25 protein-coding genes and 1 riboswitch are annotated in these 26061 nt (G+C 66.1%); of the genes, 21 read left to right on the top strand and 4 right to left on the bottom strand.

Annotated features, from left to right (window positions below):
• From B0E41_RS02135 to B0E41_RS02125, 3 genes are all read left to right on the top strand, one after another.
• Positions 1 to 583, top strand: a 583-nt coding sequence (locus tag B0E41_RS02135; protein ID WP_077328324.1) for a YitT family protein, incomplete at its 5' end; no start/stop codon positions are given.
• Positions 584 to 617: 34 nt separating this feature from the next.
• Positions 618 to 1082 carry a DUF2127 domain-containing protein gene (locus tag B0E41_RS02130; RefSeq protein ID WP_077328331.1) on the top strand — a complete coding sequence of 155 codons (465 nt, stop codon included), beginning with the start codon at positions 618 to 620 and terminating at the stop codon, positions 1080 to 1082.
• A gap of 11 nt (positions 1083 to 1093) precedes the next feature.
• Positions 1094 to 1804: an enoyl-CoA hydratase-related protein gene (locus B0E41_RS02125; protein ID WP_077328322.1), complete on the top strand. Its 711-nt coding sequence runs from the start codon at positions 1094 to 1096 to the stop codon at positions 1802 to 1804.
• Positions 1805 to 1834: 30 nt separating this feature from the next.
• On the opposite strand, the gene B0E41_RS02120 is transcribed toward B0E41_RS02125, so the two are convergent.
• A complete protein-coding gene (locus B0E41_RS02120; protein WP_077328321.1) occupies positions 1835 to 2260 on the bottom strand; it encodes an ankyrin repeat domain-containing protein in 426 nt (141 codons plus the stop codon).
• 876 nt (positions 2261 to 3136) lie between these two features.
• Here B0E41_RS02120 and B0E41_RS02115 point away from each other — a divergent pair.
• From B0E41_RS02115 to atzF, 7 genes are all read left to right on the top strand, one after another.
• Entirely contained in the window at positions 3137 to 3379 is a 243-nt protein-coding gene (locus tag B0E41_RS02115) for a hypothetical protein (protein ID WP_077328319.1), read from the top strand.
• 8 nt (positions 3380 to 3387) lie between these two features.
• A riboswitch (guanidine-I (ykkC/yxkD leader) is annotated at positions 3388 to 3505 on the top strand.
• Between the two features lie 59 nt (positions 3506 to 3564).
• Positions 3565 to 4488, top strand: coding sequence for an ABC transporter permease (locus tag B0E41_RS02110; protein ID WP_077328317.1), 924 nt, complete (start codon positions 3565 to 3567; stop codon positions 4486 to 4488).
• 4 nt (positions 4489 to 4492) lie between these two features.
• Entirely contained in the window at positions 4493 to 5335 is an 843-nt protein-coding gene (locus tag B0E41_RS02105; protein WP_077328315.1) for an ABC transporter ATP-binding protein, read from the top strand.
• 150 nt (positions 5336 to 5485) lie between these two features.
• Entirely contained in the window at positions 5486 to 6184 is a 699-nt protein-coding gene (locus B0E41_RS02100) for an urea amidolyase associated protein UAAP1 (RefSeq protein ID WP_253194541.1), read from the top strand.
• A 38-nt stretch (positions 6185 to 6222) separates the two neighbouring features.
• A complete protein-coding gene (locus B0E41_RS02095; RefSeq protein ID WP_216350720.1) occupies positions 6223 to 6867 on the top strand; it encodes an urea amidolyase associated protein UAAP2 in 645 nt (214 codons plus the stop codon).
• Between the two features lie 89 nt (positions 6868 to 6956).
• A complete protein-coding gene (gene uca, locus B0E41_RS02090) occupies positions 6957 to 10577 on the top strand; it encodes an urea carboxylase (protein WP_077328309.1) in 3621 nt (1206 codons plus the stop codon).
• Between the two features lie 34 nt (positions 10578 to 10611).
• Positions 10612 to 12456, top strand: a complete 1845-nt coding sequence (gene atzF, locus B0E41_RS02085) for an allophanate hydrolase (protein ID WP_077328307.1) — start codon at positions 10612 to 10614, stop codon at positions 12454 to 12456.
• A 60-nt stretch (positions 12457 to 12516) separates the two neighbouring features.
• Here atzF and B0E41_RS02080 read toward each other — a convergent pair whose 3' ends face one another.
• Both B0E41_RS02080 and B0E41_RS02075 read right to left on the bottom strand, forming a co-directional pair.
• On the bottom strand, positions 12517 to 14190 hold the full coding sequence (locus B0E41_RS02080; RefSeq protein WP_143433621.1) for a hypothetical protein: 1674 nt from the start codon (positions 14188 to 14190) through the stop codon (positions 12517 to 12519).
• Positions 14191 to 14475: 285 nt separating this feature from the next.
• Complete coding sequence (locus tag B0E41_RS02075) at positions 14476 to 15444, bottom strand: YafY family protein (RefSeq protein WP_077328303.1); 969 nt, start codon at positions 15442 to 15444, stop codon at positions 14476 to 14478.
• Positions 15445 to 15576: 132 nt separating this feature from the next.
• Here B0E41_RS02075 and B0E41_RS02070 point away from each other — a divergent pair, with 132 nt between their 5' ends.
• Positions 15577 to 16182 (top strand): glutathione S-transferase family protein, encoded by a 606-nt coding sequence (locus B0E41_RS02070; protein ID WP_077328301.1) that lies wholly within the window; start codon positions 15577 to 15579, stop codon positions 16180 to 16182.
• Between the two features lie 31 nt (positions 16183 to 16213).
• Here the strand turns inward: B0E41_RS02070 and B0E41_RS02065 are convergent, their stop codons facing one another.
• A complete protein-coding gene (locus B0E41_RS02065) occupies positions 16214 to 16975 on the bottom strand; it encodes a DeoR/GlpR family DNA-binding transcription regulator (RefSeq protein WP_077328299.1) in 762 nt (253 codons plus the stop codon).
• Positions 16976 to 17138: 163 nt separating this feature from the next.
• Here B0E41_RS02065 and B0E41_RS02060 point away from each other — a divergent pair, with 163 nt between their 5' ends.
• The 10 genes from B0E41_RS02060 (at position 17139) to B0E41_RS02015 (ending at position 26043) form a co-directional block, all read left to right on the top strand.
• Positions 17139 to 17759 (top strand): NUDIX domain-containing protein, encoded by a 621-nt coding sequence (locus B0E41_RS02060; RefSeq protein WP_077328297.1) that lies wholly within the window; start codon positions 17139 to 17141, stop codon positions 17757 to 17759.
• A gap of 87 nt (positions 17760 to 17846) precedes the next feature.
• Positions 17847 to 18722: an alpha/beta hydrolase gene (locus B0E41_RS02055; RefSeq protein WP_077328295.1), complete on the top strand. Its 876-nt coding sequence runs from the start codon at positions 17847 to 17849 to the stop codon at positions 18720 to 18722.
• 17 nt (positions 18723 to 18739) lie between these two features.
• Positions 18740 to 19357 carry a YdeI/OmpD-associated family protein gene (locus B0E41_RS02050; protein ID WP_077328293.1) on the top strand — a complete coding sequence of 206 codons (618 nt, stop codon included), beginning with the start codon at positions 18740 to 18742 and terminating at the stop codon, positions 19355 to 19357.
• Positions 19358 to 19881: 524 nt separating this feature from the next.
• Positions 19882 to 21060 carry an ABC transporter substrate-binding protein gene (locus B0E41_RS02045; RefSeq protein ID WP_077328290.1) on the top strand — a complete coding sequence of 393 codons (1179 nt, stop codon included), beginning with the start codon at positions 19882 to 19884 and terminating at the stop codon, positions 21058 to 21060.
• Between the two features lie 48 nt (positions 21061 to 21108).
• Entirely contained in the window at positions 21109 to 21966 is an 858-nt protein-coding gene (locus B0E41_RS02040) for a branched-chain amino acid ABC transporter permease (RefSeq protein ID WP_077328288.1), read from the top strand.
• Complete coding sequence (locus tag B0E41_RS02035) at positions 21963 to 22961, top strand: branched-chain amino acid ABC transporter permease (RefSeq protein WP_077328286.1); 999 nt, start codon at positions 21963 to 21965, stop codon at positions 22959 to 22961. The genes B0E41_RS02040 and B0E41_RS02035 overlap by 4 nt, the downstream gene beginning before the upstream one ends.
• A 61-nt stretch (positions 22962 to 23022) precedes the next feature.
• Positions 23023 to 23769: an ABC transporter ATP-binding protein gene (locus tag B0E41_RS02030; protein WP_077328284.1), complete on the top strand. Its 747-nt coding sequence runs from the start codon at positions 23023 to 23025 to the stop codon at positions 23767 to 23769.
• An 8-nt stretch (positions 23770 to 23777) separates the two neighbouring features.
• Positions 23778 to 24479, top strand: coding sequence for an ABC transporter ATP-binding protein (locus tag B0E41_RS02025; RefSeq protein WP_253194539.1), 702 nt, complete (start codon positions 23778 to 23780; stop codon positions 24477 to 24479).
• A 21-nt stretch (positions 24480 to 24500) separates the two neighbouring features.
• Complete coding sequence (locus tag B0E41_RS02020) at positions 24501 to 25079, top strand: MarR family winged helix-turn-helix transcriptional regulator (protein ID WP_077328280.1); 579 nt, start codon at positions 24501 to 24503, stop codon at positions 25077 to 25079.
• Between the two features lie 7 nt (positions 25080 to 25086).
• A complete protein-coding gene (locus B0E41_RS02015; RefSeq protein WP_077328278.1) occupies positions 25087 to 26043 on the top strand; it encodes a PDR/VanB family oxidoreductase in 957 nt (318 codons plus the stop codon).
• Positions 26044 to 26061: the final 18 nt, after the last annotated feature.

Here is a 26061-nt window from a genome sequence, read left to right as displayed (position 1 = left end):
CTCCTGGTTCGACGACACCCACGCGCTCATCGCCGGCTCGCTCTTTGTCGCGCTGGGCATGACCATGTTCGGCCACGCCGGTCTGCTCACCGGCGGCGTGGCGGGCGTGGCCTTTCTCGCCAGCTACGCCACCGGCCTCGCCTTCGGCCTGTTTTTCTTCCTGTTCAGCCTGCCGTTTTTCGTGCTCTCGTGGTACCGGCTCGGCCCGGCGTTCACCTTCAAGAGCTTTGGCGCCGTGGCGCTCGTGTCTGCCTGCACCACGCTGGCGCCCAAAGTGGTGCGCTTTGAGCTGCTCAACCCCTGGGTCGCCTCGGTGCTCGGCGGCTTTTTGATCGGCTTCGGGCTGCTCGCCCTGCTGCGCCACCAGGCCAGCGTGGGCGGCGTCAACATCCTGGCGCAATGGCTGCAGCAGGCCAAAGGCTTCAGCGCCGGCAAGGTGCAGATGTGTGTGGACCTGGTGGTGGTGCTCGCGGCGTTCTGGGTGCTGCCGCCCATGCAGGTGGCGCAATCGGTGGTGGGCGCGGTCGCCATCGGCGCCATCCTCGCGCTCAACCACCGGCCGGGGCGTTACCTCGGGGTGTAGGGCGCCAGCGCTGCGCTGTGCGATGCTCGGCGGCATGAAAGCCGTCAACTCCCCCATCCGCTGGATCGCTGCCTTCGAAGCGTTCAAGGGTCTGGTGGTGGTGCTGGCCACCACCGGTGTGCTCGCGCTGGTGCATCACAACCTTCACGCCATGGTCGTTCGGCTCATGGCCCACACCCACCTCAACCCCGCCGCCCACTACCCGGGCTTGGTGCTCGACGCCATCGACCACCTGCAAGACGCCCGCCTGCAGTGGCTGGTCCTGGGCGCTCTGGCCTACGCCGTGCTGCGATTCGCCGAAGCCTGGGGCCTGTTCTTCGAGAAAGCCTGGGCCGAAGTGCTGGCCGCCGGCAGCGGCGCCATCTACGTGCCGTTCGAGTTGGCCGAACTCGCGAAGCGCCCCACCGGCCTGGGGGCCGCGCTGCTGGTCGTCAACCTCGCCGTGGTGGCCGTGATGCTGCGGGCGCTCTGGCGCCGGCGGAGTACCGCAGCGGCCTGATCGCCTGTGCCATGCCTTCTTCCAAACTCCTGCTTGAATCCGAGGCCGGCGTCCTGACCCTGGCGCTGAACCGCCCCGACAAACTCAACGCCATCGACAACGCGCTGGCCGAGGCCCTGCTCGACGCCCTGAATGCGGCGGCCACCGACCCCTCGGTGCGCACCATCCGCTTGCGGGGCAACGGCCGCGCCTTCTGCGCCGGCCGCGATGTCGGCGCAGCGCCCACCGACCGGGACCTGGAGCTGGTGCAGGCGGTCTCGCGCGCCATCGTGGCCCACCCCCGACCGGTGATCGCCGCCGTGCACGGCTGGACCGTCGGCGCCGGCTTCGAGTGGATGATGAACGCCGACATCGTCTACGCCGCGGCAGATACCCGCTTCAAGCTGCCCGAAGCGTCGCTGGGCGTGTTCGTGACGGGCGGCCTCGTGACCACGCTGCCCTCCGCCATCGGGCCGATGCGCGCCAAGGCGCTGATGCTGCTCGGCGAGACCTTCGACGCGGCGCAGGCGCTCGACTGGGGGCTCGTCTACCGCTGCGTGCCGGCCGACGAACTCGACGCGGTGTCACTGGCCGCAGCGCGGCAGATTGCGGACCTCAAGCCCGAGGTGGCGACGCAGTTCAAGCGGGTGCTGAACCAGTTCGGGCTCGAACAGTTCGATCGCGCCGTCGAAGAAGAGTCCAGGGTCCAGCGCCTGCTGGGCCGCGATGACCTCGGGCGCTGACCCGCTCTGACGGCCCGGTCTGCCCAGCCCTCAGTTCGCCGGCCCGCCCGCCTTCCTCACGATGCGGTCCCAGTCTTTCAGCGTCTGTTGCAGGCGGTTTTTCGCGTCGGTGTGGCTCTTGCCGAAGGTGTCTTGCAGCCGCTTGCGCAAGGCCTCGTCGGGCGGCGTCGCGGCCAGCGCCTTGAGCCGGTCGATCACCATCATCACCACCTGAAAGCTGCCCGACTTCACCGCCATCGTCAGCGGCGTCTGCCCGTCGGCCGACGCGTCCAGCACGTTGGCCCCGTGTTCGATCATGTGCTTCACCACCCCGGGCTTGCCCTCTGCACAAGCCCAGTGCAGCGGCACCAGCCCGCCGTCCAGCCGCGCGTTGAAATCGGCGCCGGGCGCGAGATGCTCCGCGGCCAGGGGCCAGCCGGAGGCTTTGATCATCTGTTGGAGTTGCCAGGGGGTCATGGGGGGGTGCGTGTCGGGTGGGATTGAATCCGCCGAGGGTATGCGATGTGGCGAGCAGTTTTTGGCGAGGCTTGCGACCTTGCTCGACGACTGCGATTGTGGGTATCCTGCGTTTCAACCGTTTTAGTCAAAGTCGGGCCCGACATGGATGAGCAGAGCCAATTCGAGCAGTTGCTGCATGTACTCAGGGCAGTGCTGCCTCCAGCTGTCGTCACAACTTGCGAGAGCCTCAATGTGCACGGCGAGTGGGAACTTGCACTTGGCCATTGCAAGGCTCACTTGCGAGGCATACAACTTTCGGAATCAGCTGCCGCGCTAGTAGCCGCCTGCGAAGCTCGCTTTGGCAGGAAGCCAACCGATGTAGGCCCTTCCGCAGAAACATAGCCGATATGCGCCCCGTGGTAGCACAACTCATCGCTCTTGGCCAGTTCCCAAGTGAAGCCAATGCATCGGTGCCACGCGTTCACGCATTCGAGTCGTTGTTGACGACGATAGAGGCGCCGCGATTGTGGGTAACCTTCGCATCCAACGTTCAAATCATGAGGGGGGAGCTCATCCATGTCTACCGCTACAAAAGATCCTGCCAGGCAGCTTGCTCGAATGGACTTGCTGCGCGGCCTGAGAAGTTGGTGCAGTGGGCTCAGCGTCGTTTTCCTTGCTCTGGCGTTCATGTCGCTGGCAAACACCGTAAGCAGCCCGAAAACATGGACATCTTCTTTTAACGCGCTCGCAGCCAGCGGAGCATTTGTCCAGTATGGCGGCTGGCTTGCGGCAGTTGGGGGCCTTTTCCTGTTCATTGCGCTGCTCGTCTCATACCTTCTCCGAAGGATGGAGCGATGACGTCTGACTGGGCGGTCAAGGCCGCAGGAGATGTCAATGCCTGACCACACTTCCGAACCCTCCAGCTCACAGTCCCAGCGCGCCTGGCTCTACTTGCTTCTTGGATTCACCGGCGGCGGCCTGGGCGCTCTGTTGGCGCTGTTTGCCGGTGCCGCTTCCTGGCCGGACGCCAAGCTGTTCATCGTGCTGGGTGTTGCCATCGGCATTGCGCTTGCCGTTGCCCTGGCACCAAACCTGCTTAAACCCAGACACAGAGAGGCGAGTGCACCAAACCGGTGATTCGCTGCCTTGAAGACCGCTAGGGTTCCGGGCGCTGCTCATACATATATGTAGAGCGCGCCGTCTGGTCCGAGAGCAGTCGGCCACGATCGTGTGGCTCCACGGAGGGACAAAAGCCCGGGAGACGCTTCGCTGCTTGCGCACGAGCCTCTCTCGCCGTTTGTCCCTCTGGTCAGGAGCCCCGCATGTCCCAGCTTCCTCCCCTCGCGCCGTCCCTTGCCGGGTCAGCCGCTGCGTTGCCGTCGGCGCCAGCCCCGGTCGCCGCCGCAGCGTCAGCGCCCGCCGCCGCACCCACGCCCCCCACACCGAAGCGCCGCCGCACCGGCTTCTGGACGGTGCGTGCGCCGATCTCGCGCCGCGCCTACTGGGTGCTGGCCGTCACGGGGCTGGTCACGCCGTTGCTGATGTGGGCGGCGCTGGCGGCCTGGGGTGGCATGGACCCGACCTTCATGCCCTCGCCGCTGGCCGTGTTGTCCAAGACCTGGGACTGGGCGCTGGAGAACAACCTGCTGGAAGACATGGGCATCAGCGTCTACCGCGTGGTGGCGGGCTTCGTGCTCTCGGCGGTGATCGCGCTGCCGCTGGGGCTGCTGATCGGTTCGTTCCGTTCGGTGCAGGCGCTGCTGGAGCCGCTGACCGATTTGATCCGCTACATGCCGGCGGTGGCCTTCATTCCGCTGGTGATGCTGTGGGTGGGCATCGACGAGGGCTCGAAGATTTCCATCATCTTCATCGGTACCTTTTTCCAGATGGTGCTGATGGTGGCGGAAGACGTGCGCCGCGTGCCGGCCGCGCAGGTGGAGGCGGCGCAGACCATGGGCGCGAGCCGCTGGGAGCTGGTGGAAAAGGTGATCCTGCCCAGCGCCAAGCCGGCGCTGCTCGACACGCTGCGCATCACCATGGGCTGGGCCTGGACGTATCTGGTGGTCGCCGAGCTGGTGGCCGCGAACTCGGGCCTGGGCTACGCGATCCTGCGCGCGCAGCGCTTCCTGCAGACCGACACGATCTTCGCCGGGATCATCGTCATCGGGCTCATCGGGCTGGTGACGGACCAGCTGTTCCGCTGGCTGCACCGCCGCGCCTTCCCCTGGCTCTATCTGAAAGGCTGATGCGATGAACACCCTCCCCAAAATCTCGATCCGCGGCCTGTTCAAGCACTTCGACGGCGCGCCCACGAACGCGTTGGAGAACGTGGACCTGGACATCGGCGCCAACGAGTTCGTCACCTTCGTGGGCGCGTCGGGCTGCGGCAAGAGCACGCTGCTGCGCACCATCGGTGGGCTGGAGGTGCAGACCTCGGGCGAGCTGCTGGTGGACAACCGGCCGGTCACCGGCCCGGGCATCGACCGCGCCATGGTGTTCCAGCACTACAGCCTGTACCCCTGGATGACGGTGTGCCAGAACATCAAGTTCTGCCGCCAGCTCGCGGCGCACACGCAAGACCGCAGCTCCAGCGACGTGGAAGCGGCCGAGGGCCGGGCCGACGCGCTGCTGCGCCTGATGGGCCTGGAAGCCTCGGCCGGCGCCTGGCCCAACCAGCTTTCGGGCGGCATGCAGCAGCGCGTGGCGATCGCGCGGGCGCTCATGGGCCGGCCCGACATCGTGCTGATGGACGAGCCCTTCGGCGCGCTCGACGCGCAGACGCGCGAGGTGATGCACGACCTGATCCGCTACGTGCACCGGCTGGAGAAAGCCACCATCGTCTTCGTGACGCACGACGTGGAGGAAGCGCTCTACCTCGGCAGCCGCGTGGTGCTGATGGCGCCGCGCCCGGGGCGCATCGACACCATCTACGAGGTGCCCTTCGGCGACCAGCGCACGCAAGACCTGAAGTTCGCGCCCGAGTTCGTGCGCCTCAAGCGCGACATCCTGGAACGCATCCGCGAAACGTCCGGCATGAAGACCGACCTGGAGCAGCTGCAGCGCCTGAGCGGCGCAACCGCCGAAACCCTCTGACCTTCTGGAGACCCCATGAACACCCAAGACCTGCCCGACCCGCTGACCACCGTCTTGCCCAACCCGCCGCAGGCCGCGCCGGTGGACGCACCCGCGTTCTGGCAGCGCTTCCCCGCGCCCGCGCTGGCCGGCGTGGACACCAGCCAACTGATGTGGAGCGAGGTGGTGCCCGGCGGCAGCCACTGGAGCTGGCGCATGCCGCGCGGCAGCGCCATCCGCTTCGTGGCGCTGGAGGCCGGCGCCAACCTGAGCCTGGTGCTGTACAGCGCGCAAGAGAAGCTGGAGCGCTACAACATGCCCGACAGCCTGAAGGCGCAGCACACCGCGCACTACACGCGCGGCCACGTGCTGATGAGCGACATGGGCCGCAGCATGGCCAGCGTCACGGCCGACAGCCTGGGCTGGCACGACCCGCTGGGCGCCCTGCTCGACAACGAACTCATGGCCACAAAGTACGGCGAGCAGCGCTACGAGCAGGCGCGCAACGCCATGTACCGGTCCGGCAAGGACGGCCTGCTGATCGAGATCGGCAAATACGGCCTGACGCGGCGAGACCTGATCGCGCCGGTGAACCTGTTCAGCAAGGTGAGCGTGGATGCGCAGGGCCGCTTCGGCTTTGCAGCGCACCACGCGAAGGCGGGCGACTTCGTGGAGCTGCGCTTTGACATGGACGTGATCCTCGCCGTGTCCAGCGCGCCGCACGCGCTCGACCCGTCGCCGGTGTACGCGCCCAAGAAGGTGGGCCTGCTGGCCTGGCGCTGCGGCGCTGCGCCGGCCGACGACTTCTGCCGCGCCTTCCGCCCGGAAAACGCGCGCGCGCTGCACAACAGCGACATGTTGTACCTGTGAGGAGAAATCAGATGACCACCACCGCCACCGCCACCGACATCCGCATCCTCGAAAGCACGCTCGACCCGGCCCACGCCGTGATGGACCAGCGCCACCCCGCGGGCGAGCCCATCCTGTTCGCCGTCAACAAGGGCCAGACCCTGCGCATCGTCGACCTCGAAGGCAACCAGGCCGCCGATGTGATCTTCTACAACCGCGACGACCTGGCCGAGCACTACAGCGCGACCGACACCATGGTCCACCAGGGCGGCATCTACCTGACCACCGGCTCCGTCATCCGCAGCAACGACGGCCGACCCATGCTGACCATCGTGGCCGACACCTGCGGCCGCCACGACACCCTGGGCGGCGCCTGCGCGGCCGAGAGCAACACGGTGCGCTACGCGCTGCAGAAGAAGTACATGCACAGCTGCCGCGACAACTATTTGATCGCGCTGCAGCGCGCCGACATGGGCCTGACCAAGCGCGACCTGGTGCCCAACATCAACTTCTTCATGAACGTGCCGGTGACCGACAGCGGCGACCTGAAGTTCGACGACGGCGTGTCCGGCCCGGGCAAGTACGTGGAGATGCGCGCCGAGATGGACGTGTGGGTGCTGATCAGCAACTGCCCGCAGCTGAACAACCCGTGCAACGCGTACAACCCCACACCCATTCAGCTGTTGGTCTGGAACCCGGCTTGACCCTGATCTGAACCGTTGCTGCGGGACGGCCCGCAGCCGCACAACCCTTTCGCAGGACGGCCTGCCTTCTTCGTTCCAAGGTTGACCCCATGTTCAGCAAGGTCCTGATTGCCAACCGCGGCGCCATCGCCTGCCGCATCATCCGCACGCTCAAAGCACTGGGCGTGCAGAGCGTGGCCGTGTATTCCGAAGCCGACGCGCAGGCGCGCCACGTGCGCGAGGCCGATGAGGCCTACCTGCTCGGCCCGGCGCCCGCGGCGGAGAGCTATTTGCGCGCTGACCGCATCCTGCAGATCGCCCAGGACTGCGGCGCCCAGGCCATCCACCCCGGCTACGGCTTCCTCTCGGAGAACCCGGGCTTCGCCGAGGCCTGCGAGGCCGCGGGTATCGCCTTCATCGGCCCCACGCCGGCGCAGATGCGCGCCTTTGGCCTGAAGCACACGGCGCGTGATCTGGCGCAGGCGCGCGGCGTGCCGCTGCTGCCGGGCTCGGGCCTGTTGCAAGACCTCGCGCAGGCGCAAACCGAGGCACAACGCATCGGTTTCCCGGTGATGCTCAAGAGCACGGCGGGCGGCGGCGGCATCGGCATGCGGCTGGTGTGGAATGCCGCGGAACTCGCCGATGCGTTCGAGAACGTGGGGCGCCTCGCGCAGGCCAACTTCAAGGATGCCGGCCTGTTCATCGAGAAGTACGTGGAGCAGGCGCGCCACATCGAGGTGCAGGTGTTCGGCGACGGCGCGGGCGGTGTGATCGCGCTGGGCGAGCGAGACTGTTCGGTGCAGCGGCGCAACCAGAAGGTGATCGAAGAAACCCCGGCGCCGGGCCTGAGCGACGCGCAGCGCAGCGAGCTGCACGCCACCGCCGTGCGGCTGGCGCAGGCGGTGGACTACCGCTCGGCCGGAACGGTGGAATTCGTCTACGACGCGGCCACCGGCGCCTTCTACTTTCTGGAGGTGAACACGCGCCTGCAGGTGGAGCACGGCGTGACCGAGCAGGTGAGCGGGGTCGACCTCGTGGCCTGGATGCTGCAGCTCGCCGCGGGCGACCTGCCGCCGCTGGCCACGCTGCAACCCGTGCTGCGCGGTGCGTCCATCCAGGTGCGGCTCTACGCCGAAGACCCGGCGCGCAACTTCCAGCCCTGCGCGGGCTTGCTGACCGAAGTGGTGTTCCCTACCGATGCAAGGGTGGACGGCTGGGTCGAGCGCGGCACCGAGGTGCCCGCCTGGTACGACCCGATGCTCGCCAAGCTCATCGTCACCGCCGACACCCGCGAGCAGGCGTTGACAAAAATGGAAGCCGCGCTCGACGCGACGCGCCTGGCCGGTATCGAAACCAACCTGGGCTACCTGCGCCAGGTGGTGCGCAGCGCGGTGTTCCGCGAAGGCCGGCAGGTCACGCGCTTCCTCAACAGTTTTGACTACCGGCCCGCGACCATCGAGGTGCTGGAGCCGGGCGTGCAGACCAGCGTGCAGGACTGGCCGGGCCGCACCGGTTACTGGGACGTGGGCGTGCCGCCCAGCGGCCCGATGGACGCCTACGCGCACCGCCTGGCCAACCAGCTGGTGGGCAACGCGGCCGACGCGGCCGCGCTGGAGATCACGCTCGCCGGCCCCACGCTGCGCTTCAACACCGACGCCGTGGTGGCGGTGACCGGCGCACCCGTGAAGCTCACGCTCGACGGCCAGCCGGTGGCGATGTGGCAGGCGCTGCAAGTGAACGCGGGCAGCACGCTGGCCGTGGGCCGCACAGAAGCGGGCGTGCGCCTCGCGCTGGCCGTGGCCGGCGGGCTGGACGTGCCGGCCTACCTCGGCAGCCGCAGCACCTTCACGCTCGGCCAGTTCGGTGGCCACGCGGGGCGGCATCTGCGCGCGGGCGATGTGCTGCACCTCGCGGGCACGGCCCCTCACGTTGCCGCGGCCACACCCGCCGCGCTGATCCCCACCTACGGCCACCACTGGGACGTGGGCGTGCTCTACGGCCCCCACGGCGCACCCGATTTCTTCCAGCCCGACGACATCGCCACCTTCTTCGCCACCGACTGGAAGGTGCACCACAACAGCAGCCGCACGGGCGTGCGCCTGATCGGCCCCCGGCCGCAGTGGGCGCGGGCCGACGGCGGCGAGGCGGGGTTGCACCCCTCCAACATCCACGACAACGCCTACGCCATCGGCGCGATCGACTTCACCGGCGACATGCCCGTGATCCTCGGGCCCGACGGCCCCAGCCTCGGTGGCTTCGTCTGCCCGGCCGTGGTGGTGAACGCCGAGCTGTGGAAACTGGGCCAGCTGCGCCCGGGCGACACGGTGCGCTTCCACCGGCTCTCGCTGGCGCAGGCGGGTGAACGCGAAGCCGCGGTGGAAGCGGCGTTGTCGTCCCTGGCCGGCGCGCTGCCCGCGACGCCGAGCGACGACGCAGAGGCCCACACCACACCGGTCATCTTTGAGGACCCAGCCCGCGAAGACGTGCCCGCCATGGTGGTGCGCCAGGCCGGCGACCGCTACGTGCTCGTCGAGTTCGGCCCGCTGGTGCTCGACATCGAACTGCGCCTGCGTGTGCACGTGCTCATGACCGCGCTGAAGGAGCTGCAGGCCCAAGGCCAGCTGCCCGGCATCATCGACATGACCCCCGGCATCCGCTCGCTGCAGGTGCACTTCAACCCGGCGCTGATCGCCCGCGACGCGCTGCTCAAGGTGCTGATCGCCACCGAGGCCGCGCTGCCGCCGGTGGACGACATGGTGGTGCCCAGCCGCACGGTGCACCTGCCGCTGTCGTGGGACGACCCGCAGACCAAACTCGCCATCGAGAAGTACATGCAGTCGGTGCGGCCGGACGCGCCCTGGTGCCCGAGCAACATCGAGTTCATCCGCCGCATCAACGGGCTGGACAGCATTCACGAGGTGTTCAAGATCGTGTTCGAGGCGCCCTACCTCGTGCTCGGCCTGGGCGACGTGTACCTGGGCGCGCCGGTGGCCACGCCGCTGGACCCGCGCCAGCGCCTCGTGACCACCAAGTACAACCCGGCGCGCACTTGGACGCCGGAGAACGCGGTGGGCATTGGCGGCGCCTACCTCTGCGTCTACGGCATGGAAGGCCCCGGCGGTTACCAGTTCGTGGGCCGCACGCTGCAGATGTGGAACCGCTGGCGGCATGGTGAGGCTGGCTCGGTGTTCGAGCAGCCCTGGCTGCTGCGCTTCTTCGACCAGATCCGCTTTTATCCCGTGAGCCAGGAAGAACTGCTGCGCATCCGCGCCGATTTCCCGCACGGCGGCTATCCGCTGCGCACCGAAGAAGGCAGCTTCAGCCTGAAGGACTACCGCCGTTTCCTCGCCGACAACGCGGCCAGCATCGCCGCCTTCAAGGCCACGCAGCAGGTGGCGTTTGAAGCCGAGCGCGAGCGCTGGACCGCCGCTGGCCTGGCCGAGGTGGCGAGCGAGGCCGACGTGGAAGCCGCTGGCCCCGACAGCGAGATCGACCTGCCTGAAGGCGGGCGCCTGATCGCCACCAGCGTGCCCGGCAACGTGTGGAAGGTGGCGGTGAGCGAGGGCCAGCAGGTGCAGGCCGGCGACGTGCTGATGGTGATCGAGTCCATGAAGATGGAGTTCAACCTGCTCGCCCCCGCCAGCGCCACCGTGCACAAGCTCATGTGCGCCCAGGGCGGCTCGGTGGCCGCAGGGCAAAACGTGCTGGTGCTGATCGACGAATCGGTCTGACCGTTATTCAAAAAATACATTCAAGGAGTCCTTCATGAGCCCGAGCACCCTTTCCTTTGACACTCTTTCGTTCGATCTTTCCAGTCTGCAGGCCGCCTACGCCAGCGGCGCCACCGTGCGTGCCGTGATCGCCGAAGCCATGCGCCGCTGCGCCAGCGACACCAACAACGCCTTCATCCACCGCCTGACCGACGCCGAGATCGAACCCTTCCTCGCGCGGCTCGACGGCGTGGACCCGGCGAGCCTGCCGCTCTACGGCGTGCCCTTCGTGATCAAGGACAACATCGACCTCGCGCACATCCCCACCACCGCCGGCTGCCCTGAGTTCGCCTACACGCCCGGCGAGAGCGCCTTCCTGATCCAGCAGCTGCTGGCCGCGGGCGCGGTGCCGCTGGGCAAGACCAACCTCGACCAGTTCGCCACCGGCCTGAACGGCACCCGCTCGCCCTACGGCGCCTGCCAGAACGCCTTCAACCCCGACTTCATTTCGGGCGGCTCCAGCTCGGGCTCGGCGGTGAGCGTGGCCAAGGGCTGGGTGAGTTTTTCATTGGGCACCGACACGGCGGGCTCGGGCCGTGTGCCCGCGAGCTTCAACAACCTCGTGGGCCTGAAGCCCAGCATCGGTCTGCTGTCCGGAACCGGCGTGGTGCCGGCCTGCAGGTCGGTCGACACCGTGTCGATCATGGCGCTCACCGCCGCCGACGCGCAGGCGGTGCTCGCCGTGGCCGCCGCGTATGACGAGGCCGACGCCTTCAGCCGCAAAGCCGAGCCCTTCGGCGTGGACTTCTCGGCCGGCCCGTTCCGCTTCGGCGTGCCGCGCCCGCAAGACCTTGCCTTTTTCGGCAACGACGCGGCAATCGAACTGTTCGCGCAAAGCATCGAACGCCTGCATGCCCTGGGCGGCACCGCCGTCGAGGTGGACCTCACCCCCTTCCTCGAAGCCGCGCGCCTGCTCTACGAAGGCCCCTGGGTGGCCGAGCGCTACGTGGCCATCCAGGACTTCATCGACGCCCAACCCGAAGCCGTGTTCCCACCGGTGCGCACCATCATCGAAGGCGGCAAGGTCAAGACCGCCGTCGATGCGTTTGCGGCCAGCTACCGGCTGAAGGCGCTCAAGCGCGTGTGCGACGCCGTGTGGAAAGACATTGACTGCCTGCTCACGCCCACCGCCGGCACCATCTACCGCATCGCCGAGATGCAGGCCGACCCGATCCGCCTGAACTCGAACCTGGGCTACTACACCAACTTCATGAACCTGCTGGACTACGCCGCTGTCGCGGTGCCCGCAGGCTTCCAGGCCAGCGTCGACGCGCAAGGCCTGCCCTGGGGCGTGACCCTGGCCGCGCCCGCGTTTAAGGACGTGCCCCTGCTGCGCCTGGCCGACCGCTTCCATCGCGCGCAGGCGATGTCACTCGGCGCCACGGCCACGCCGCTGGTCAGCACCCCGTCCACCAGCACCACCGACCTGCCCAAAGGCAGCAACACCGCCGGTACCGTCAAGGTCGCGGTCTGCGGCGCGCACCTCAGTGGCCTGCCGCTCAACTGGCAGCTCACCCAACGCGGCGCGCGCCTGCTCGGCGCGGTGCAGTCCGCGCCCGAGTACAAGTTCTACGCCCTGGCCGGCGGCCCGGTCCAGCGGCCTGGCATGGTGCGCGTGGCCGAAGGCGGTGCCGCCATCGACATGGAAGTCTGGGAACTGCCCGCCGAACACTTCGGCAGCTTCGTCGACGGCATCCCCGCCCCGCTGGGCATCGGCAAGGTGAAGCTGGCCGACGGCAGCTGGGTCAGCGGCTTTGTGTGCGAGGCGATCGGGGTCGAGGGTGGGACCGACATCACGGCGCTGGGCAGCTGGCGGGCTTGGTTGGCGCAGCAGGGCTGAGGTGCTCGCTTTTGGCGCGAGCGACCGCAATGCCGCTGCGTGTCCGCGTAGAACGATCTGTTAGATCTCGACGCTCGCAAGTACCGTGAAGTCTTCAATAGCTACTCCATAAACTTCCCTGAACTTAGTCGAAGCCCACGCCTCTCTCTCGGAGACTGGATATTGGCTGCTTAACCAAGAAAACCCGTACTCGAAATCACCTGGGCTGACAATCCATTGGCGGGTAAGTTCATACGTAGACACCCACGCGTAAAAGGTATTGAACACGTTATGCACTGTGACCTCCGACCTGTTCTTGAAGGTCCTTGGGTACACATCTCCATCCTCTTTGTCCAGAAAGAGCGCGCGATGCTCTTCAAACAGGTCTAAGGCCCGTTCGGGGGGAAGATCGTCCGGGCCGTTCGGGGTCATGCAGATGCCTGGCCAACAGAAAAAGTGAGGCGTCTCGCTCTTCTGCAGTTGAAAGGCGAGGAACCGGCCGGAGAAGACGCGGACAGGAAGGTTCGGAAGGCCGAATTCGAAGGTTCTGTCTTCTTGAACCAGCTTAGACAACTCCGTACTTCGGCCGCAAGCTTCCCTGATGTGACGGGCGATTTCACTGGGAGGCATGAAGTCGCGAGCGCTGCTTAGTTCGTCAGAGAGCTCAACATACTCCTCGCGGGTGTAACCGCAGATGCGAGAGCTGTACTTGCTTGGATTTCGGCGGATTTCAGTGCACAGCGCTATGAAGCGCCATCCAGGGTCAACGATCTCCACGATGGACTCGAAATCAACAGGGTTGACCAGTAAACCTTCGGCTGGATTCAGGGCCAGATCACAGACAAGCAGGAAGAGGCCAACGGTTGGGCTCTTTGGGTCGGCCGGTTCTGAGAGTGTTGTGGCTCTCAGAAAGGTGTCGAAGGCCTCTACGTATACACCTTCCAACATGCCCAAGTCCTTGAAATCGGACCAGTTGTGTCGTTGGCCTCCAGCATGATGTAAGTATTGGATCTGAGAAACCCGAGCCTGTCCCTCGAAGATCTGCTTAGCGCCGACAGCGGGGAATTGAAGCTTCTTCCCTTCAGGACCTAGCGCGGTCTCTCGTGCATGTAGCCGCCTTGCAGCGTCTTGCCAGTTCCGAGGATCAGCGACCAGGTGGTGTTCTGGATCGATGGTGGATATGAGCAACGACAGCACGTTCGCGAGTGCTATCCAATACGAATGGCCTACGGATTCAAAATACGGGTCATCTATCACTGATGGTGCCGATTTAGGCTCGATGATGAGTCGCCGGCAGAACTCGATGTCGTGCCAGTTATTCAATATTTTGTTGAGCCGGGCCTTTGTTTCTGGTGTTATGTTCCCCTGCAATTCAGCGCTCATGTTGATGATGCGCAGGGGCTTCACAGGGCCGATCTCAGGCAGTGTGGCAATAAGATCGGGATGTGCGATGTGTGCCTGCGCTGGGTAAAGAAGACTAAGCATCAGGCCAGACGTCGTTCCAACATGCTGCCACCAGTGAATCGTCTCGTGCAGATATGTTGAGAACGCGAAGATCTGCTCGGTTGTCAGCCCGGTGACTACGCCTTCGGGCGCCGAATTCAAGGCGCGATGAATGTCCGGCCTCAGCCTTAAGACAAACCGGAGTGGGCTGTACATCCCTTTTGCTTGCACACAAGAGTACAAGTCAGAAGGAATTCCCCATGCTTCCTCGGTCAGCAGAAGCTCGGGAGCGGGATTGGGTTCAGCTTCCATAGTCGCTCAAGATTCCTCTAAAAATACAACCAGATCAACGCGTTACGCGCGATTTCCTGATTTTTATACAGGAGTAAGAAACCACGAAACCCGGAAGCCTCCCTCACTCCAAGGCGGTTCAAAAAGGCCAGTGGGTGTGACCGGTTAGCGGCATGAAGTCGAAAGCCTTCGGTCGCATCCAGACATTGATGGTTTGCTCCCAGCCTACAACAGCCTTGTTGTGAACCCTGCTCCTTTCGCCGCATCGGTTCAAACACCCAGGCCACCGACCTCTTCTCCTCACCATCACCTACCAGCCCGCGCCAAGCTCCGCCCCACCCGCTCACTCGCCCGGCGCAGCCGCTCCTTCAGCACGGGTGGCTCCAGCACATCAAACTCCACGTCCAGCGCCATGAGCCAGTAGACCAGCGAGTCCAGCTGGCCGGTGCCGCAGAGCATGAGGCAGTGCGCGTCGTCGATGGCTTCCAGCGTGGCGGCGGATGGGGGAATGGTCTTCGCCATCACCTCGCGCGGCTGGTGCAGCACCACGCGCGCCTGGTCGCCCTGCTGGTGCACGCCGGCCATCGCCCCGGTGACGTAGGCGCGCAGGTCGCCCGCTGGCGCGGGGCGCGGCGCGAAGTGCGCGCCGGTGCGGGGCGTGCCCTGCACGCGGTCGATGCGGAAGGTGCGCCAGTCGTCGCGCGCCGGGTCCCAGGCCACGAGGTACCAGTGGTTGCCGGTGTGCACCAGCCCGTGCGGCTGCACCTGGCGCACGCTGGCCTGGCCGCGCAGGTCGCGGTAGCTGAACCCCACCTGCAACTGGTCGCGGCAGGCCGTGGCCAGGGTGGCCAGCACGCCGGCATCGATGGTGGGCCCCATGCGCTGCACCGGCACGATGGCCGAGCGCAGCGCGTGCGTGCGGCGGCGCAGGCGGGTGGGCATCACCTGTTCCAGTTTCACCAGCGCGCGCAGCGAGCTTTCTTCCACACCGCTCACGGTGCCGGCCGCGGCAATCTGCAGGGCAATGGCCACCGCCAGCGCCTCTTCGTCGTCCAGCAGCAGCGGCGGCAGCGATTGCCCCGCGCGAAACGCATAGCCGCCCGCCACGCCACTGCTGGCGTGAATGGGGTAGCCGAGCTGGCGCAGCCGGTCGATGTCGCGCCGCAGCGTGCGCGGGTGCACCTCCAGCCGCTCGGCCAGCTCGGGGCCTGCCCAGTGGCTGCGCGTTTGCAGCAGCGACAGGACGCGCAACAGGCGCGAGGACGATGAAAGCATGGCTGCACTCTAACGATTTCTAACGTTTCCGCTGGCTATTGAGGGCCAAATCTGTCCGCAATGGGCGCGACATTGTGGCCACGGGTTCGGCACGGTGTCGAGCCCGCCACTCACACCTCAAAGGAGCCCTTCATGTCCAAGATCGTTCTCTACTGGCACCCCATGTCCAGCGCCACCCCGGTCGCCTGCGCCCTCGCCGAACTCGGCGTGCCGCACGAGCGCGTCAAGGTCGACATCACCACCGGTGAGCAGCGCCGGCCCGACTTCCTGGCCCTCAACCCCAATGGCAAGGTGCCGACGATGACGGTGGACGGCGCGCCGATGTTCGAGGCGCTGGCGATCGAGATGTGGCTGGGGCAGACCTACGGCGTCCAGAGCGGTCTGTGGCCCGCCGAAGGCACACCCGAACGGCTTCAGGCCATGGCATGGAGCACCTGGTCCTACGTGACTTACGGCGCGCAGCTGGTGCGGCTGCAGGCCGCGAAAGACATGGGCACGCCCGACGACGCCCACGGCACCGCAGCGCACAAAGCCTTGGACGAGCTGCTCACCGTGCTCGACGGGCGCCTGAACCAGAAGCCCTGGCTGCTCGGCGATGCGTACACGCTGGCCGACCTGATCGTGGCTTCGGTGATCGGCTACAGCGCCTACATCGGTGCACCGGTGGCAGGGCACCCGACCACGCTGGCCTGGCTGCAAAAGGTGCAGGCGCGTCCGTCGATGCAGATCGACGCCTGACCGGATGCCGGGTTGGCGAACGCCCCTGTGCTCAGGCACTCGCCTTTTGTACGGTGGCGCCGCCGGCTCGCAGCGCCTTGATGGTTTTGGCTGGCGTGTCGTCCGGCACCACCAGCAGTGACAGCGCGTTCATGGGCGCAATCACGAACGCAGAGGCGCTGAGCAGCTTCTCGCTGGACGAGAGCACGATGGTTTCCGCAGCCCTCGCGTGCAGGGCGCGCTTCACATCGGCTTCTTCGGCATCGCCCGTGCTGAGGCCCGCCTCGGGGTGTACGCCCGTCACGCCCAGGAAGAACAGGTCCGCGCGATAGCGTGAAGCCGCTTCGATGACCGACGCCCCCACATTCACCATCGAGTGCCGGAACAGCCGCCCGCCCAGCACGATGATGTCCACATGGGGGTGTGCGGCCAGTTCGACCGCGACATGGGGGCTGTGGGTGATCACCGTGGCGCGAAGGTCCGCCGGCAGGTGGCGCGCCAGCTGGATGGCGGTGGTTCCGCCATCCACCATGACCACCTGGCCCGGCTTGATCAGCTGGGCCCCGCAGCGCCCCAGCGCCTGCTTTTCCTGCGACGACACCTGCTCCCTCACCCGGAGGTCACCCGTCGCGGCCGACGCGGGCAATGCGCCGCCGTGCACGCGCTGCAGCTTGCCCTGCTGCGCCAGTTCGCGCAGGTCGCGGCGAATGGTGTCTTCCGACGTACCCAGTTCTTCGGCCAGCTCCCTGGCCACGATCTGCCCTTGCGTGGCGAGCCGACTGAGGATGAGGTGTTTGCGTTGGATGGTGAGCATGGGAATGGCGGCAGGCCGCTTGTGTTGCGCGATCAGGCACGGTACGATTGCACGATATTAAACGAAACTGCACGAAATCATACGATGACTATCGAAATAGAACTGGGCTTGCGGGGCTGCTTCGACGTGAGCGAGTCGCCCGATCTTCGCGAGGGTGTCTGACATGCCGCGTCCACACCATCGAGACCATCCTCTGCCCGCGAACGACCGTGTCCGCATCGTCGAACAGCGCGTCCTGGCCGACGACTGGTTCGTCTTGAAGAAGACCTCCTTCGACTACCTCCACAGCAACGGGCAGTGGCAGCGGCTGCACCGCGAAACCTACGACCGGGGCGATGGTGCGACCCTGTTGCTGTTCAATCGGGAGCGGGGGACGGTGGTGCTGACGCGCCAGTTCCGGTTTCCTGCTTTTGCCAACGGGCTGCCCGACGGCATGCTGGTGGAAGCCTGCGCTGGCCTTCTGGACGACGAGGCACCCCAGGCCGCCATACGCCGTGAGGTGCAGGAAGAGACGGGCTTTCGCATCGACATGCCGCGCAAGGTTTTTGAAGCGTTCATGAGCCCCGGCTCGGTCACAGAGCGTCTGCACTTTTTCGTGGCCGAATACGAAGCGAAAGACCGCATCGACGAAGGCGGTGGCGATGCCAGCGAGGGTGAAGACATCGAGGTCCTGGAGCTGACGCTGGACAAGGCCCTGCTCATGATCCGCAGCGGTGAGATTCAGGACGGCAAGACCATCATGCTCTTGCAGCACGCCGCGCTGGTCGGGTTGGACCGGCTGTAGGCCTGCTGTAGATACAGCGCGGTTCAACGTCTCTTCCTGCCGTTTTCACTAGGTCGGGCCGAACGCCTGCGGGGTGAGAATGAAATCATGAACACCTCAACCTCCTCCTTTCTCTCCGACGCAGACGGCACCCCGGTCGCGACCTACACCTGGGCCGACGTGCCCGGCCAAACCAAAGGCGTGGTGCAGATCGCCCACGGGCTGGCCGAGCACGGTGAACGCTACGACCGGTTTGCCAGGGCGCTCAATGCGGCCGGCTTCGTGGTCCACGCGGTCGACCACCGTGGGCACGGGCGCACCGCCAACGGGCGACTGGGCGACTTCGGCGCGGCCGGGTTCGGCGGCCTGATTGCCGACGTGGCCCAGTTCGGCGCTGCGCTGCGGGCGCAGCACGGCGGCCTTCCGGTGTTTCTGTTCGCGCATTCGATGGGGTCGTTTGCCGCGCAGGCGGCCATGCTCGACCACGCCGCCACATGGTCGGGCGTGGTGCTGTCCGGCTCGACCGCGCTGGATGCGTTTGCCGCTGCCATGGCCAACGCGCCCGCAGACGGGCCCGCCGGGCTCGAGGTCTTCAATGCGGGTTTTGAGCACCGCACGGGCTACGAATGGCTTTCTCGCGACGCTGCCGAGGTGGACGCCTACGTGGCGAACCCCTGGTGCGGGTGGGACGTGCCGGCCGATGTGATCCCCGCGCTGTTCGCGCCCGCGCCCCGGGTGGCCGATCCCGCGCTGCTGGCCGGCATCCGCCGCGACTTGCCTGTGCTGATCGCTTCCGGCGATGCCGACCCGCTCGCGGGAGGCGGCGCGCTGATCCAGCTGCTGGGGCAGCGCTACCGCGACGCAGGACTGGTCGACGTGACGGTCAAGCTGTACCCGGGCGCGCGCCACGAAATCCTCAACGAGAGCAACCGAGATGAGGTGACGGCCGACATCGTGGCCTGGCTTCGCGCCCACGCGGCCTAGACGCCGCCCACGTTGCGATGAGCACCCGGCAACCCGACCACCTGCCGTTACCTGCTCCGCGCCTGTTCAAGAACGCCAAGGCGTTCGAGACCTGGCTGAAGAAGAACCACGCCAGTTCCGATGGCCTCTGGCTCCAGATCGCCAAACGGGGCGCGGATCAGCCCAGCGTCACCTATGCCGAAGCGGTGGAGATCGCGCTGTGCTGGGGCTGGATCGACGGCCAGAAGAAGGGGCTGGACGACCAGCACTTTCTCCAGCGCTTCACGCCACGGCGTGCGCGCAGCGTCTGGTCGAAGGTCAATGTGGAGAAGGTCGCGGCCCTCATCGCGGCAGGGCGCATGCAGGCGCCGGGCCTCGCACAAGTGGAAGCGGCCAAGGCCGACGGCCGCTGGGCCAGGGCCTACGACGGCGCGCGAACGTCGGTGGTGCCCGATGACCTGCTGGCAGCGCTGGACGCACAGCCTCAGGCCAAGGCCTTCTTTGCCACGGTCAACGCAAGCAACCGCTACGCGGTGTTGTGGCGCATACAGACCGCCGTGAAGCCCGAGACGCGCGCCCGGCGCATTGAACAGCTGGTGGCCATGCTCGCGCGCGGCGAGACCGTGCACATCTTCAAGCCGAAAGGCAAGGACTGAACGCGGGGCCTGGTGGTCGCGTCGCTCGGACCAGTCGAGGCACGGGTAGGCATAGCGCCTTTTCTTGCCAGGCTTGGGCGCCTCGAAGCCCAGGCGTTGCAGCCACGCGCGGCCGCTGTCGGTGAGCGCGTAGCCCGCACTCACGGGTTGCAGTCCGTCCACAGCCATCAGGCCGTCAAACAGCCGGATGCCCAGCCGACCGGCCAGGTGCCCGTAGCAGCAGCGCGCATAACGCAGGCGCACCCGCTCGGGCGATGACCATGCGCTGTCCATTCATGCCTCGCAACAGCGGCCGCAGCGCCACCACTGTGACCCCCGTGCGGGCAACCGGGCCACCCGGCTCTGCAGCGCCGACGCTTGCTCGCCTTGCATCAAAGGCGGGGTACCGGCTTTCAGCCGTTACAAGGGAAAACCCTATTAAGTTGGCATTGCAACTGGTTGATATACCAACAATAATTTGATCCAGATCAAAGACGCGTGCTCCTGGAATGTCCCGGGCGCTTCGCAAACACCTGGAGACAACCATGAACCTCACCCGCCGCGCTCTCAGCTGCGCATTGCTCGTCGCAACCGGTTTTTCGCTGGCCACCGCTCAGGCGCAAGCTCAGACCATCAAGGTCGGCATCGTGGGACCCTTCTCTGGTCCCTTCGCCCACTACGGTGCGCTGTTCAAGGCCGGTGCAGAAGGCTATGTGGCCACGCAAGGTGGCAAGCTGGCGGGAAGAGACATCGAGTTCATCTACCGCGACACCGGTGGCCCCAACCCCGGACAAACCAAAACCCTGGTGCAGGAGTTGATCGTCAAGGACAAGGTCGACTACCTCGGCGGCTTCGTGTTCACGCCGAACGCCATGGCGGTCGCGCCGCTGATCCAGCAGTCCAAAACGCCCGCAGTCATCTTCAATGCGGCGACATCGGCCATCACCGACAAATCCGAGTACTTCATCCGCACCAGCTACACGCTGTGGCAGGTGACGGTGCCCATGGCGCAGTGGGCGGCGAAGCAGAACATGAAAAAGGTGGTGACCGCCGTCACCGACTACGGCCCGGGCATCGACGCCGAAACCGCCTTCAAGAGCGAATTCACCAAGCTGGGTGGCACTGTGGTCGAGAGCATCCGAATGCCCATCGCTACCACCGACTTCGGTCCATTCGTGCAGCGCATCAAGGCCAGTGGCGCGCAGGCGGTCTACACCTTTCTGCCAGGCGGCCCACCCAACCTGGGCTTTGTGAAGGCGTACAACGAAAACGGTCTTGCCAAGGCCGGTGTTCAGTTCCTGGGTACGGCCGAGACCGATGAGTTCGACCTGCAAAAACTCGGCGATGCGGCCATCGGTCTGACCACCGCGTTTCACTATTCCGGCGCTCACGATTCCCCGGCGAACAAGCAGTTCGTCGAGGCACTGAAGAAGCAGGATCCGAACGCGGTGGCGAATTACGCCTCGGTGGGCGCCTGGGATGGCATGTACGTCATCCACAAGATGATCGAAGCCACCGGCGGACAGAAGGACGGCCTGAAAGCGATCACGGCGGCCCGGGCCCTGAAGTGGGAGAGCCCCCGTGGCCCGGTGCGCATCGACGCCAAAACACGCCACATTGTTCAGAACGTGTACCTGCGCAAGGTTGAAAAGGTAGGCGGTCAGCTGGTCAACAAAGAAGTACAGAACTTCGGTGCGCACATCGATCACGGGCTGGACAAATGAGCGGCATGACGCGCCACCTTTTGACCTCCCTGCGATGAGCGCTTGCCCGTGAACACCTTCCTCAACATCCTGATCGACGGGCTGGCCTACGGCATGGTGCTGTTCGTCATCGCGGTCGGCCTGTCGGTCACGCTGGGCCTGATGCGCTTCGTCAACCTCAGCCACGGCGCATTCGCCATGGTGGGCGGCTATTGCGCAGCGCTGCTGACCCGCGAAGCAGGGTGGAGCTTCTGGCTGGCGGTCCCGTCGGCCATTCTGTTGACGGGTCTTCTGGGCGCAGCGCTTGAAGCCCTGGTGTTGCGCCACCTGTATCAACGCAAGGAGCTTGACCAGGTGCTGTTCACGATTGGTCTGAGCTTCGTGCTCATCGCCGCCACCAACGCGCTGGCCGGCCCGCAGGTGCAGTTGATCACCTTGCCCGAGTCTCTCGCGGGTTCGGTTGACCTGGGTTTCCGTACCCTGCCCGCCCAGCGCTTGCTGGTGATCGGCGCGGGGCTTCTGGTGGCGCTGACGGCGGCCTGGACGGTGACGCGAACCCGCTTTGGCGTCTGGCTGCGCGCTGCTGTCGACCACAGCGGCACGGCGTCCGCCCTGGGCATCCCGATCCGCACGGTCCAATGCGCCAGCTTCGCGGCCGGCGCAGCGCTGGCCGGCTTCGGGGGCATCCTGGGCGCAGAGCTGATGCCGCTGGAGCCGTACTACGCCCTCAAGTACCTGGTGCTCGTTCTGGTGGTGGTGGCCGTGGGTGGCATGGGCAGCATCGCTGGCTCACTGGCTGCGGCCGTTTTGCTGGGCGTCATCGAGACCGCCAGCAAGTACCTCGCCTCGGAATGGGGAAGCCTGTTCTTCTTTCTGGCCATGGCTGCCATCCTGGCCTGGCGTCCCAACGGGTTGCTCAAGCGATGAACACCTCCACCTTGCGCCCTGCGCGCACACCGTCCGCCCAGAGGCTCGGCGCCCCGCGCTGTGCACCCGCCTGGCGCGCCCCACTGGTCTTGCTGGCCCTCGGCCTGTTGGCCTGCACACTGATGCCCGAACAGCTGGGCTTGTTGACGCGCATCTTCATCACCGCCCTGTTCGTGCTCTCGCTCGATCTGGTGGTGGGTGTCGCGGGCCTGGCCACGCTGGGGCACGCCGCCCTGTTTGGTGTCGGCGCCTACGCTGCGGGGATTTTTGCGCTCCACGCCTACCCCGACCCTTTGGTGGGACTCGGTGTGGGCATCCTGGCCGGTGCCGCGCTGGCCGGGCTGTCGGGCGCGTTTCTGTTGCGCTACCAGGGCTTCACCTTCCTGATGCTGACGGTAGCGATCTCGCAGATCCTGCTCAGCCTCGCGCAGAAGGCGCGCGACTGGACCGGCGGTGACGATGGACTGGCTGGTTTTGTCATGGGGCCGCTCCTGGGTCGGTTTGAATTCGACCTCGAAGGCCAGGTGGCTTCGTACTACGCGTTGGCGGTGTTGGTTGTTTTCTTCTATGCGGCGCGCCGCGTGGTGGATTCGCCGTTTGGTCTGGCGGTGCGTGGCATTCACGAAAACCGCGCTCGCATGACAGCGCTCGGCACACCGGTGTTCGCCCGCTTGTGGGTGCTCTACACCGTGGCGGGTGCCGTCGCCGGGGCGGCGGGGGCCTTGTCGGCCCAGACCAACGCCGTGGTCGGCATGGACAGCCTGTCGTTTGCTTTGTCGGCCGAGGCGCTGGTCATGCTCATCCTGGGTGGCGCTGGCCGCCTGACCGGTGCGCTGGTCGGCGCGGCGGTGTTCACGCTGCTGCACCACACGGCCTCGTCGATCAACCCCTATCACTGGTTGTTCGTGGTCGGCGCCTTGCTGATGCTGGTGGTGCTGGTCTCCCCGGCCAAGGCATGGGCCTGGATGCGCCATCGCGCCGGAGGTGCCACATGAGCGCCGCGCCGGGCCGCCCCAAGCAAGCTCGCACCGCAGCTCGAAGAGCGGAAGTTGCCCTATGAGCCTTCTGCTCGACGTTAAATCACTGGACAAACGGTTCGGGGGCCTGCACGTCACGCGCCGCGTGTCGTTTCAACTGCGGGAAGGTGACCGCCTCGCCTTGATCGGACCCAATGGCGCGGGCAAGACGACCCTGGTCAACCAGATCAGCGGTGTGCTCCAACCCGACACTGGCGAGGTGTTCCTGCGTGGCGAGAACGTCACCGCGCTCAGCCAGGCCCACCGGGTGCGAGCGGGCCTGGCCCGCACCTTCCAGATCACCACGCTGGCGCCGCACTTTGAGGTGCAGCGGCAGATTGAACTCGCGCTGTTCGAGCGCGAAGGGTTGACCGGGCGAATGTGGCGCAGCATCGACACCTACCCCGCGCTTCAACACGAAGCCCACGACATCCTGCGGCGCTTCGGAATGGCCGCCCACGCGGCCACCGCCACCCAGGACTTGGCGTACGGCGAACAACGCCTGGTCGAAATGGCGCTGGCGCTGGCCTTGAGACCCAAGGTCCTGCTGCTGGACGAGCCCATGGCCGGCGTGCCCAAGGGCGACGGCGCGCGCCTGCTGGCTGCGCTGGACGCGCTGCCCCGCGACATCGCCGTGCTCATCATCGAGCACGACATGGACTTGGTGTTCCGGTTTGCCACCCGCATCGTGGTGCTGGCCGAAGGGGCGGTGCTGGCCGATGGCTCGCCCGACGAGATCCGTCGCGACCCCTTGGTCCGCGCGGCTTACCTGGGGAATGGAAAGTGAGCGAACCCATGCTGAAACTCGACGGCGTGGTGGCTGGCTACGGCCCGACCACAGTCCTCGACGGGCTCACCCTTGACGTGGGCGGCGGTGAACGCCTGGCCATGATCGGCCGCAACGGCGTCGGCAAGACCACGGCGCTGCGCGTCATCATGGGCCTGCTGCCCTTGCGCAGCGGTAAGGTCTTTTTCCAAGGGCAGGATGTCTCGGCCCTGATGCCCCATCAACGCGCAGCGCTGGGGCTGGGTTATGTGCCTCAGACCCGCGACATCTTCCCTTCGCTGACGGTCGAAGAGAACCTGCTGGCGGGGCTCAAGCGGCGTCCGCGCAGTGCGCTCGACGAGGCCTATGCCTTGTTTCCTCGCTTGGCCGAACGGCGCAGCAATGGTGGAACCCAGCTGTCGGGTGGTGAACAACAAATGCTGTCGGTGGCCCGTGCGCTCCTGGGGCGGCCGTCGATGATGTTGCTGGACGAACCGCTGGAGGGACTGGCGCCGCTCATCCGCCTGGAGCTGCTGCGCGCCATCACCAACATGAGCCACGAGACCGGCATCGCCGTCGTCATCGTGGAGCAGCAGGTCGATGAGGCCCTGGGCTACGCGCAGCGCGCCGTCATCCTGGACCACGGCACGGTTGTGCACACTGCCAACGCGGGTCAATTGCTCGCAGACACCGAGACGCTGGAGCGCTGGGTGGGCATGGCTGTGCATTGACCGGGTGTTTAGCATCGCAGCATGAACACCCGCAAAACCACCCCTCCCTCTAAGGCCACCAACGAGGTCGATGCCGACAACGCGGCGGCCGACACGGTCAACCTTGATCGGTATGCACCGGCCTACCTGACCTGGATCGCCAACAAGCTGTCGCGCGGTGCATCACAGCACTACCTGAACATCTTTGACGTGGGGATCGAAACCTGGCGCTGCCTGGTGCTGCTGGCCATCGATGGCTCGATCTCGGCACAGAAGGTGTCGCGCATCGTGGGCATGGACAAAGGGTCGGTCAGCCGTTGCTTCAAGAGCATGCAGGAAAAAGGACTGATCCGCACCGAACTCGACGAAACGGACGGACGCTTCCGCATTGCCGTGCTCACGCCCAAGGGCCGGGAGCTGCACGACCAGATCAAGGGCGTGGCGATGGAGCGAGAGCGTGCCTTCCTCTCGGTGCTCAACAAAAAAGAAGTAGACGTGCTGCTCGGCCTGTTGCGCCGTCTGCACGAAAACCTTCCGGCCGTAGAGACGGCCACGCAGGACTACCTACAAGTCCATTTTTCCCAGGCCGTCGCCAAGCGACGGCCTTCCTCAGACGACTGATATCTCCATGAATGAATTGACGGTTCGGGTAACGCAACGCATAGAGGAGGCAGACGGCATCTGCAGCTTCGAGCTGGTGGTTGATTCAGCGGCGGCTTTGCCGGCGTTCACGGCGGGTGCACACATCGACGTGCACGTGGCACCTGGGTTGATTCGCCAGTACTCGCTGTGCAACGACCCTGCTGAAACGGCCCGCTACCGCATCGCGGTGCTGCGCGAACCGGCGTCGCGGGGTGGCTCGGCCGGCATGCATGAAAGGGTTCGCGTGGGGGACCGGCTCCAGGTGAGCTCGCCCAAGAACCACTTCCCACTCGCACCGGCCACACGCAGCCTGCTGCTGGCGGGTGGCATTGGCGTCACCCCCATTCTGGCGATGGCGACCACCCTGCACCGGGCAGGCAGCGCTTTCGAAATGCACTACTGCGGCCGCTCACGCCATCGCATGGCCTTTGTGGGAGAGCTTGCGCAGTCTCCCTTTGCCTCGCATGTGCAGGTGCACACCGACGATGGTGCAGCTGAGCAGCGGTTGGACGCTGAAAAGTTGCTGGCACAGCCCGATGCTGACACCCATCTGTACGTGTGTGGCCCCTCGGGCTTCATGGACCACGTGCTCGGCACCGCGAGACGCCTGGGCTGGCCCGAGTCCCGGCTCCACCGCGAGTACTTTGCCGGCACGGTGACTGCCTCGGCAGACGACGCGGCGTTCGACGTGCGCGTGGCCAGCAGTGGCCTGGTGCTCCGGGTGGGGTCCGGCCAGCGCGTCATCGACGCGTTGGCAGCCCATGGTGTGGACGTGCCAGTGTCCTGCGAGTCCGGGGTGTGTGGTACTTGCCTGACGCGCGTGCTCGAAGGCACGCCCGACCACCGCGACAGCTTTTTGACCGACAGCGAACGCCGAGCCAACGACCAGTTCACGCCGTGTTGCTCACGGGCCAGCTCGCCGCTGCTGGTGCTCGACCTTTGACCCTGCTTTGACCACCTA

This window comes from Hydrogenophaga sp. A37, from assembly GCF_002001205.1.
Taxonomy (GTDB): domain Bacteria; phylum Pseudomonadota; class Gammaproteobacteria; order Burkholderiales; family Burkholderiaceae_C; genus Hydrogenophaga.
The sequence above is the reverse complement of the archived record's forward strand: the minus strand, read 5'-3'. Positions and strand labels throughout refer to the sequence as shown.